Genomic DNA, 10361 nt, shown 5'->3' with positions numbered 1-10361 from the left:
TGTGTCAACCCTTTTACGCCTGCATTTGCGGCAATGGACAAGCCCGCTGTAACGCCTTGTTTGATAGCAACTTTGGCACCTTCAATCCCTGTAATATTTCCCGCAACATACAAGCCTCCCAAAGGGGTTTCCATGTGTTCATTATGCAACGGAACATAACCGCCTAATTCCTCCACTAAATAAAACGGGCATCCAGCAACTGCAGCCAGCTCAGTTAATGGGTACAAACCACCGGCAATACATACATAATCACACTCAATATGCTCCTCACTGCCTTTTACAATTTCACCATTTGTATCTATTGTTGCGGTTTTAACACCGGTTACAGCTTCTTCGCCACATATCTCAATGACTGCTTTACGAAGCTGGATCGGAATATCCCACATTTTAAAGCCTTGCTTCGGATAAAACGATACACCTATTTTTTTCATAAAATCATTTTTCATTAATTTGCTGCCGTAACGGATAATCTTTGATGGTGCCATATGAGAAACATGGAGCAGAGAGTCCAAAACTTCCGATGGCTGCGCTTCATCTTGTGTTGCCTTATTCATTTTCGGCAATGTAAGACTGGCAACTTCCACTCCGGCAAGTTGCAATTCCATAGCAATTGCTGCTGATAGAACATTCACACCAATAATAACCCCACGCTCTCCGGGTTTGATGCGATGAACATTAGTCATTACCTGGGCTGCTCCAACAGACATTACACCTGGAAGTGTCCAGCCCGGTACCGGAATTGGTGATTCAGCTGCTCCCGTTGCCAACAATAAATGTTTGGAATAAAGCGTTTCCACTTCTGTATATATAATCCAATAATCATTTTCTTTTTCTAAATTGTGTACAGACGTATTTAACTGTATTTGCACATCTAATTCAACTGCCTCTTGATATAAACTTTCAGATTCCTTAATGCCATTCCACCAGAAACCATTTGGCTCTTGATACAATTGTCCCAACAGCCTTCCTCCTGGTTTCAGGTATTCATCAATTACCAATGGTTTCAATCCATTTTTTGCACATGTGATTGCCGCGGATAAACCTGCGGGTCCGGCCCCGATGATAATGACATTATTCATGCTGATTCCTCCAATCTTTTATAGGAGTCGGAAGTTTCCCGCCACTTTCCACAACCATTCCTTCTTCAAGAGGTGTTAAACATGCTCGCACGCCTGGTCTTCCGTTAACCGTCACTCGACATTCAAAACAATGTCCTATATTGCAATAGATACCTCGAGGTGTTCCGCTTTCCTCATGATGACGCAAGGTTCTTATCCCGTTCGCCAGAAGTGCCGCAGCAAGTGATTCACCTTTTAGCCCTTTATGCTCTTTATCATTAAAAGAAAATTTAACACATTCATTTTCTTTTAAAGCCCCGAGAACTGGGTGATCAAAAATACGTTCACTCACTATTCCTCCCTCCCTAAGTTCCCAAAATGTATAGGTCTTACCGGTGGCTGATATTTCAATGATACCTGCTCCCGTTTTTTATCCTTAACATCAGAAACCGCCTTATCGACGATATTCCGGCATGTTCTGCCGCCACAATATCCCATCGATGCTCTGGTCCGGAGTTTTAATTCCCTTGCAGAACAATTATATTTGGAAGCGGTGTCTATTAAATCCCCATACGTTACTTCCTCACATCTGCAAATGATTGTATCTTTGTCAGCCAATTTCACCACTCCTTTTTTCTCTCTATTTTTCACATGCAAAAATAGTGCCAAAAAATGAAATACATATCATTTCATGGCACTAGCTTCAGCGCAGGTTTTAATTTATTCCCAGTTTTTTTAATCGGTTATAAAGCGTTGCTCTTGTTATATGAAGATTTTCGGCACAAACCGCTTTATTTCCATCCACTTTTTCCAATTCTTTTAAAATCAAATCCCTTTCGACCTCCTGGAGCCTTTCGTTTAGGGATCGACCGTTATTTTCATGGATTGTCGATATACTGTTATCACCATTCATTCGTTTTGCTGAATCTGTCTCAAACGGTAAATCATCCAGTTTTATTTCACCGTTTTCCGAGAATACAACAAGTCGCTCCACTACATTTTTTAATTCTCGAATATTGCCCGGCCACTCATACTGGAGCATGGTCTGCATAACTTTTTGTGAAATACCATGAATCGGCTTATTGTACTTAATGGAAACCTCATGCAGATAATAATGCGTTAATTCTATAATATCTTCGGAACGCTCCCGTAGTGGCGGCACTTCTATACTGACGACATTCAATCGATAATACAAATCCTCCCTGAATTTCCCCTCTTTGACCAATGACTGTAAATCCTGATTCGTTGCTGCAATGACCCGGAAGTCACCTTCTTTTTCCTTTGTGCCACCAACGGAATAAAACTTATTTTCCTGCAGTAGCCGCAACATTTTCACTTGCATATCCAGTGGCATTTCCCCAATTTCATCCAGAAGCAATGTGCCGTTTTTTGCGAGTTCCACCTGCCCTTTCTTTCCTTTGTTATCAGCACCGGAAAAAGCACCTTTCTCATAACCGAAAATTTCACTCTCAAATAATGGTTCCGGGATGGCACCGCAGTTAATGGCTACAAACGGTGCCTTTTCCTTCTCCCGTATGGAATGAACTGCTTTTGCAAATAATTCTTTCCCAACCCCGCTTTCACCGTATATCAGGATATTGGCATTAGTGGATGCAGCTTTTTCAAACTTATTAATTGTGCTGCGCAACAGCTTACTGTTACCCCGTATTTTAATGAATGGATTGTTGGTCGATGTTAACTTATTCACTTCTTTTTCTAAATTAAACAAACGTTCAGTAGTATTGTACAACTCTTTATTCAATTTGATTTGACTTGTTATATCCGTCTCAGATACCACTGCACCAATCATATCTTCATCACAATAAATCGGATTTGAATTAATTAACACGACTTGATTATCACGAGCCTTATGCTGGCTGTGATAAACTGATGACCCGTCCTTTAGGGTATTTAAAAGTTCCAAACGATCCGGATTAAAAAAATCTGTTATCGGCTTTCCAATTATATCTTCCTTTTTAATGGAAAAAATCCGTTCTGCCCCTTTTGTCCAAACCAGAACTTTTTTATCACGGTCAATAACGGTACAGGATTCATCAATTGTGTCCAAAATCGTTTCAATATAAGTGTGTAAATATTGATAGGACGTATACAGATTTTTGGATAATTCCTGCGAGGTTAGGTATCCAATAGGTTGTCTATTGTTATTGCTTACAATAATGCACGAATAATCTTCCAGTTCTTCCAGTACATGAGGTATCTCCGCAGAATTTGAAACATTTTTACATGGCAAACACCGTATTCCTTCATCTTCTCTTAATCGACTCAGTAATGAGATGTTTTGGTTAGTTTGGAGAAATACACGTTTCGGATATTCCTTTTCCACAACAGTTTCCAAATCACCTTCCGATAACCTTTTGTCATGTAACAAGACAAATTCTTTATTTATCATCTTTTCGATATCTATAAAGTTTGGAAAAAACATTATGATACCTCCTTAAACTGTATAGATTTTTTTACACTTTTAAATTATTTTTACACAAACATTCATTATCTGCAACATTATCTTGAGTTGAACAGTCTTTTTTGTTGGCATAAAATTTGCTTATTAATTAGTGAAACCGCTTAAAAAGGAGGCTATCAGTCATGAACATGCAACATCGGGATATTGTTGTCATCGGCGGTGGTATTATGGGGGCAGCAATTTCTTATTATTGTTCCAGAGCTGGATTAGACGTTACCGTTCTGGAAAAAAATGAACTGGCAAGCGGGACATCATCTCGGTGTGATGGAAACATTCTGGCCATTGATAAAGATCCGGGATTCGACAGCCAAATGTCACTTAAAAGCCAGCAGCTGGTACATGAACTGCATACTGAGTTAGAGATTGATTTCGAATACCGCAATCCGGGCAGTATTCTTGTCTGTGAAAATGATAATGAAATGAACGCTGCCCAAAAATGGGTCCGGCAGCAGCAAAATGCCGGTCTGGACTTTCGAATGCTGGATCGTGAGGATTTACGAAATGAATCCAAGTTTTTCGCAGACGACTTATACGGCGGATTGGAATGTGCAACGGACTCCACCGTGAATCCATATATGCTGACATATTCCATGTTTCATAGTGCAGCGAAACATGGAACCAAAATCCATACTTATACCGAAGTCCAAAATGTTATAAAAGATACGTCTGATCAATTTGTGATAGAAACGACAAATGGAACGTTCACTGCCAATAAAGTTGTCAATGCCTGCGGTGTGTGGGCTCCCGAAATTGGTGAAATGCTTGGTATGGATATTCCGATCAAACCGAGAAAAGGCCAACTCATCGTAGCCTCCAGGGAACAACCGGTCGGACTGCGAAAAGTCATGGAATTTGGCTATTTGATATCAAAATTCGGTGGTGAACGCGTCGTTGATGACATGACGGACAAATATGGTGTAGCCCTAGTATTCGAACCAACCGAGAGCCAAAATTTTCTGATTGGAAGCAGCCGGGAATTTACTGGATTCGATACGAAAGTCAATCAGGAAGTTATTAAATATATTGCCAAAAGAGCCGTTCGCTTCTATCCGGGCATGGCAGATATGTCAATGATTCGAACCTATGCCGGACTGAGACCATGGACAGAAGATCATCTTCCAATTGTCTCGCATGTTGATGAAGTGCCCGGATTTTATGTAGCTGCAGGCCATGAAGGGGACGGCATTAGTCTAGCTGCCATCACCGGAAAAGTAATAGAGGAAATGATATCGGAAAAAGAATTATCCATACCAATTGAACAATTACGCTATAACCGCTTTGCAGAAAGGCTGATACACACATGAATCTTAACCGTCTATTCACCACGATAGATACACATACCGGCGGCAATCCAACCAGAACCGTCCTAAGCGGGCTGCCCGAGTTAAAGGGTGATACGATGTCCGACAAGATGTTATACATGAAAGAACATTATGATTGGATTCGGAAGTTTTTAATGAACGAACCACGCGGGCATGATGTGATGTCAGGCGCATTAATGGTGAAGCCATGTCATCCGGAGGCCGATATTGGTGTTATCTATATCGAGACCGGAGGATATCTGCCGATGTGCGGACACGACACGATTGGCTTTTGTACTGCACTTGTAGAGGCAGGCCTTATTGAGACGAATGAGCCATATACCATCATTAATCTGGATACCCCTGCCGGTCTGGTCAAAACAAAAGTCAGGGTAGAAAACGGTGAAGCAAAGGACGTTACGTTCGCCAATGTCCCATCATTCCTTCTAAAAACCGTGGAGTTGGACATCGAATCCATCGGTTCTGTTCAATGTGAGATTGCATACGGCGGCAACTTTTACGGGATTATTGATGCACGAAAAATAGGGTTGGACCTGACAACCGCTAACGCATCAACAATTATCGATAAGGCGATTACAATACGAAATGCGATTAATCGTGAAATAGAAATAGTACACCCCGAACAGCCTTTTATTAACGGATTAACGCATATTGAATTTTATACGGAACCGACTCATCCAGAAGCCGATTTAAAAAATACAGTTGTGGTACCACCGGGCGGAATTGATCGTTCTCCATGCGGAACAGGCACTTCGGCCAAACTTGCGACGATGTTTATCAAAAATGAAATCCAAAAAAATGAACCGTTTGTTTATGAAAGTATTGTCGGTACACTTTTTAAAGCAAAAATTATTGAAACCACTGCCATCAATGATTATGAAGCCGTTATCCCGGAAGTCACCGGATCTGCATGGATTATGGGGATGCATCGTTTCTTCTATAACAAAAAAGACCCATTGGCGGAAGGATACTTACTCATTCCACCGATGGAAGGGCATTAAAAAGGAGGCGATCAGATGAATGTTGAAAAGTTATTCTCAACTATTGATACACATGTAGCAGGCGAACCCTTTCGTATTATTATCAACTCCCCCATGTCATTGGATGCAAATATTATGGATCTTAATCAAGAACTGATAGAACAACGTTTTAACCGTACAAAAAAATTGCTTCTGAATGAACCCAGAGGATATCAAGGAATGAATGGATGTATTGTGCTCCCATCCAAAACAGCAGATTACGCGTGTCTTTTTATTAATCATGACAACGACCCATCATTCACGTATAGTGGCTTGGTTGCGACAGTGACTGCATTGCTTGAAACCGGCAATCTTGCCAAAAAAGAAAGTAATCATTATGAAGTTGAAACCATTTACGGTGTGTACTCCATTCATGCTGCTTATGAACAACAGGAAGTCGCTGTAACGCGCTTTGAAAGTAATACATGCAGAGTTATTGAAACAAATGAAACCTATAAGAATGTGCAAATTGACAATGCACGGAACTACCTGGTTTACAGCTTGCCAAAGTCTATTCCGCGTATTGCCATGGAAAATCTGTCTGCGATTTCAAAATGGGGACGGCAAACTGTTTTGGAGATGGAGAATACCCTTGAATTTGACGGCCTTATTATAACTGAGCCTGTTCGTCTTCAGAGCCATATGGAAGTTCGTTCAATCACCTTTAAAAAAGATGGAAGCATCCTCCGGTCTCCAGGACCAGATAGTACGTTTGCTATTTTCACATCCAACCTGCATGAAAAATGCGATATAACAACGTTAACGAATCATAGCATATTTGGCAGTTCACTGACGGCATCATTAATTACTGGAGCTGACAACCGATTTTCGATGGAGACTAGAGGATTTGTTACAGGTGTACATCAGTTTATATATGATCAGAAAGATCCGCTTCAGGATGGATTTTTACTGAAGTAAATGATAAGGAGGGATAGATTCATCACTTAGATTGATTTCGATGACAAATGGCATCTGCCAAATTTTAACGAAGGAGAGTGAGAAAATGAGTGTCGAAAAAAGATTACCCACTTTAGGAGAAGTACTGTTTGTCTTGATTTCCTTTGTCGTCATTATGTTTGTCTCGATTGTCCAGTTTGGAATACCGATTCAATTAGCACTGCTGGCCACCTGGTTCGTAATCATTTTAGTCGGACTTAAGATTGGCTATTCTTACAAGGAACTGCAGGATGGTATTTTGAAAGGAATTTATGATGGTCTGGAGGCTGTTTTAATACTGATCTCAGTTGGTGCGTTAATTGGAACATGGATTTCCGGGGGGATTGTTCCGGGGATTATTTATTATGGACTTTCCATTATTGATCCCAGCATCTTCTTAATGGCAGCTTTTTTCATTTGCGCCATAACGTCATTGGCAACCGGAACTTCTTTTGGTTCAGCTGGAACTGCAGGAATTGCCATGATGGGGATCGGTGCAAGTTTCGACTTTCCAGTTGCCTTAGTAGCAGGTGCGGTTATTTCAGGTTGCTACGTTGGTGATAAGCTATCGCCACTTTCAGACACGACAGTCATGACTGCATCGTTATCAAAAGTTAATGTCATTCGCCACATTAAATCGATGTTATACGTCAGTGCACCGGCATTTGTGATTGCGGCATTACTGTTTTTGGGTATGGGATTTTTCTTTCATAGCGGAAATGGAGATCTAAGTCAAGCAGAATCTACAATGACTGCATTAAATGATTATTTTAACATTTCATGGTATATGATTATTCCTGCAGTTGTTGTCATACTGTTACTAGCATTAAAGATGCCCTCCATACCAGTTATATTATTTGGTGCTTTGCTAGGGTCCATATGGGCATTTTCATTTCAGGGTATGTCGGTTTTGAAAAGTATTAATATCTTGTATTCCGGAAACAGTATCGATTCCGGCGTTGATTTCATTGACAATCTCCTGAATCGTGGCGGGATTGAATTTATGCTCAGTGTCATTGTATTGATTCTTTTTGCTCTTGGTGTCGGCGGCTTAATGGAGAAGACAGGAATCCTGAAAGCCATATGCAATTCCATGTTATCCTGGGCAGATAATGCTGGAAAAACGACCTTGTCAACAATACTATCCGGATTCTTTGGAAACTTTTTCGGTGGTGCAGCTTATGTATCCGTTATCACGGCCAGTAAAATAACAGAGGAAAACTATGATCGACTCAATATCGACCGGCGTTTACTTTCAAGAAATACCGAAGCCGGCGGAACGTTAACCACCCCAATGGTTCCATGGTCTGATGGCGGTGTGTTCATGGCTACAACTCTTGGCGTATCAACGCTGACTTACCTGCCATTTCTCTGGTTTAACTTTCTGGCGATCATTATAACGCTTATATATGGCTTCACCAATAAATTTATTTGGTATACAAAAACAGAGAATTATAGTGATGCTGAACCAAAAGACATTGCTAATTCATAAATAACTGATTTTTATCCTAAGGAGGAGTTTACAATGAAAGAACTAGCAGGAGCATTTCCAGTGCTTGCTACACCCATGTATGATGATGAAACTGTGAATTACGAGGGGGTGAAACAAAATATAGAACATTATATCAGTTTAAATGTAGCTGGTCTTATCGTGAACGGAAGTACTGGCGAGTTTGTCAGCTTAACCAAAGAAGAAAAATATACGCTTATGGAAGTCGCTGCCGAGCAAGTAAATGGACGGGTTCCTCTGATCATCGGAACAGCTGCTGAGACAACTCAAGACGCAGTGACGTATACAGAAAAAGCAGAATCCGTCGGGGCAGATGCTGCACTTCTAATCAACTCGTATTATGCACATCCAAAAGATCACGAAATCTACGAACATTTTAAAACAGTCGCGGATTCCGCCAATATTCCTATCATGATTTACAACAACCCGTTCACATCAGGAGTTAATATTGGGACTGAGACGATTCTGAAAGCAGGACGTGATGTTGAAAATATTACCCACATCAAAGAGTCCAGTGGAGAAATCCAAAAGCTAAGAGATATCTCCCGTCAAGGCAAAGATTATATTAAACCATTTTGCGGTTCCGATGACCTTGTCCTTGAATCCTTTTTAATGGGCGCAACTGGCTGGGTATCTGTTGCCGGCAATATCATACCGGAACTGGCTACTGATCTATTTAACAGTTTTAAGGAAGGTAATATGGATGAAGCATGGGATATCTATGACCGAATCCTGCCACTTTGCAACTTCTTGGAGGATTCCGGGAAATATGTGCAAATTGTTAAACGCGGGTTAGATTTACAAGGACTGGCTGGAGGACCTTCACGTAAGCCAAGGCTGCCGTTAACTGCAGAAGAAGATAGAACATTGCAGGGGATTTTAAGCGAACTGCAGATTGTTAAGAATTAATTTATGAGGAGGTTATGTTTCTATGTCTACTAAAGAAATTGTTTTAAAACCGAAAGTAGAAGAATTCTTACAAGGTGTTAAAGGACTTTATATCAACGGAGAATATGTTCAATCCAAAAATGGAAAAACATTTGACGTTTTAAACCCCGCTACAGAAGAAGTTCTCGCAGAGGCAAGTGAAGCACAAGAAACAGATATTGATGTTGCTGTGGAAGCGGCCAAAGAAGCATTTGAAGAAGGCGAATGGACTAAAATGGAGGCAGCTGAGCGGTCACACTTGATTTATAAATTTGCCGATCTCCTGGAAGAAAACCGCGAAGAACTTGCACAGCTTGAAGCTTTAGATAATGGAAAACCATACGAAGTGGCACTTGAGGATGATATTGATGGAACGATTGAGCATTTCCGCTATTATGCTGGATGGGCGACAAAAATAACAGGAAAAACCGTTAATGTATCCCCTGATTATTTTAACTATATTGTTCATGAGCCGGTTGGTGTCGTCGGTCAGATCATCCCATGGAATTTTCCGCTGGCCATGGCCGGCTGGAAGCTTGGTTCAGCACTTGCTGTCGGCTGCACAGTGGTGATCAAGCCAGCGACAGAAACACCATTGTCACTTCTTTACGCAGCACAATTGTTCAAGGAAGCCGGATTCCCGGATGGTGTTGTCAACGTTGTACCGGGGGCCGGTCGTGAAGCCGGTGAAGCAATTATTACGCATAAAGATATTGCGAAGGTAGCATTTACAGGTTCTACAGCTGTTGGACAAAATGTCATGCAAAAAGCATCTGATGATATAAAAAGTGTGACATTGGAACTTGGTGGTAAATCTCCTAGCATTATTTTTGAAGATGCAAATCTTGAAGAAGCGATCGAAGGCTCATTTGACGGCACGATGTATAATCATGGTCAAAACTGCAGTGCCTGCACGCGCCTCTATGTTCATCGCAGCCATTATGATGAAGTTGTCGAGAAAATAGCTGAGCGTGCTAAAGCTGTAAAACTCGGTCCAGGAATGGATTCTGAAACAGATATGGGTCCGCTTATTTCAAAAAAACAGCAGCAAACCGTTCTGGAATACATTGAAAAAGGAAAAGTGGAAGGCGCCCGTTTGGTTGCAGG

Annotated in this window: 10 protein-coding genes; 6 read left to right on the top strand and 4 right to left on the bottom strand. The window is 41.1% G+C overall.

Annotated elements, in window-relative coordinates:
- From VK097_RS15260 to VK097_RS15245, 4 genes are all read right to left on the bottom strand, one after another.
- A partial coding sequence (locus VK097_RS15260) for an NAD(P)/FAD-dependent oxidoreductase (protein ID WP_324212663.1) occupies nucleotides 1-1079 on the bottom strand: 1079 nt, incomplete at its 3' end.
- Nucleotides 1072-1410: a (2Fe-2S)-binding protein gene (locus VK097_RS15255; RefSeq protein WP_324212662.1), complete on the bottom strand. Its 339-nt coding sequence runs from the start codon at nucleotides 1408-1410 to the stop codon at nucleotides 1072-1074. The genes VK097_RS15260 and VK097_RS15255, both read right to left, overlap by 8 nt.
- A complete protein-coding gene (locus VK097_RS15250; RefSeq protein WP_324212661.1) occupies nucleotides 1410-1676 on the bottom strand; it encodes a (2Fe-2S)-binding protein in 267 nt (88 codons plus the stop codon). Before VK097_RS15250 ends, VK097_RS15255 begins: the two co-directional genes overlap by 1 nt.
- Nucleotides 1677-1773: 97 nt before the next feature.
- Nucleotides 1774-3501, bottom strand: coding sequence for a sigma-54 interaction domain-containing protein (locus VK097_RS15245; RefSeq protein WP_324212660.1), 1728 nt, complete (start codon nucleotides 3499-3501; stop codon nucleotides 1774-1776).
- A 167-nt stretch (nucleotides 3502-3668) separates the two neighbouring features.
- On the opposite strand from VK097_RS15245, the gene VK097_RS15240 reads away from it, so the two are divergent.
- From VK097_RS15240 to VK097_RS15215, 6 genes are all read left to right on the top strand, one after another.
- On the top strand, nucleotides 3669-4844 hold the full coding sequence (locus VK097_RS15240; RefSeq protein WP_324212664.1) for an NAD(P)/FAD-dependent oxidoreductase: 1176 nt from the start codon (nucleotides 3669-3671) through the stop codon (nucleotides 4842-4844).
- The gene (locus VK097_RS15235) at nucleotides 4841-5863 is read left to right on the top strand and encodes a proline racemase family protein (protein WP_324212659.1); all 1023 of its coding nucleotides are present in this window, start codon (nucleotides 4841-4843) and stop codon (nucleotides 5861-5863) included. The genes VK097_RS15240 and VK097_RS15235 overlap by 4 nt, the downstream gene beginning before the upstream one ends.
- A gap of 15 nt (nucleotides 5864-5878) precedes the next feature.
- Nucleotides 5879-6799 (top strand): proline racemase family protein, encoded by a 921-nt coding sequence (locus tag VK097_RS15230; RefSeq protein ID WP_324212658.1) that lies wholly within the window; start codon nucleotides 5879-5881, stop codon nucleotides 6797-6799.
- 85 nt (nucleotides 6800-6884) lie between these two features.
- Complete coding sequence (gene nhaC, locus VK097_RS15225) at nucleotides 6885-8309, top strand: Na+/H+ antiporter NhaC (RefSeq protein WP_324212657.1); 1425 nt, start codon at nucleotides 6885-6887, stop codon at nucleotides 8307-8309.
- A 33-nt stretch (nucleotides 8310-8342) separates the two neighbouring features.
- A complete protein-coding gene (gene dapA / locus VK097_RS15220) occupies nucleotides 8343-9236 on the top strand; it encodes a 4-hydroxy-tetrahydrodipicolinate synthase (protein ID WP_324212656.1) in 894 nt (297 codons plus the stop codon).
- A 22-nt stretch (nucleotides 9237-9258) separates the two neighbouring features.
- Nucleotides 9259-10361: aldehyde dehydrogenase family protein (locus VK097_RS15215; RefSeq protein ID WP_324212655.1), on the top strand; the 1103-nt coding region annotated here is incomplete at its 3' end.

Source organism: Lentibacillus sp. (assembly GCF_035301675.1).
In the GTDB taxonomy this organism is placed as follows: Bacteria; Bacillota; Bacilli; order Bacillales; family Amphibacillaceae; genus Lentibacillus.
This window is presented reverse-complemented; position numbering and strand designations above follow the sequence as displayed.

Bases quoted from the DNA above. Each gene is read 5' to 3' on its own strand.
- VK097_RS15245 (WP_324212660.1), bottom strand. From the start codon at position 3,501: ATGTTTTTTCCAAACTTTATAGATATCGAAAAGATGATAAATAAAGAA.
- VK097_RS15240 (WP_324212664.1), top strand. From the start codon at position 3,669: ATGCAACATCGGGATATTGTTGTCATCGGCGGTGGTATTATGGGGGCA.
- VK097_RS15235 (WP_324212659.1), top strand. From the start codon at position 4,841: ATGAATCTTAACCGTCTATTCACCACGATAGATACACATACCGGCGGC.
- VK097_RS15230 (WP_324212658.1), top strand. From the start codon at position 5,879: ATGAATGTTGAAAAGTTATTCTCAACTATTGATACACATGTAGCAGGC.
- nhaC (WP_324212657.1), top strand. From the start codon at position 6,885: ATGAGTGTCGAAAAAAGATTACCCACTTTAGGAGAAGTACTGTTTGTC.
- dapA (WP_324212656.1), top strand. From the start codon at position 8,343: ATGAAAGAACTAGCAGGAGCATTTCCAGTGCTTGCTACACCCATGTAT.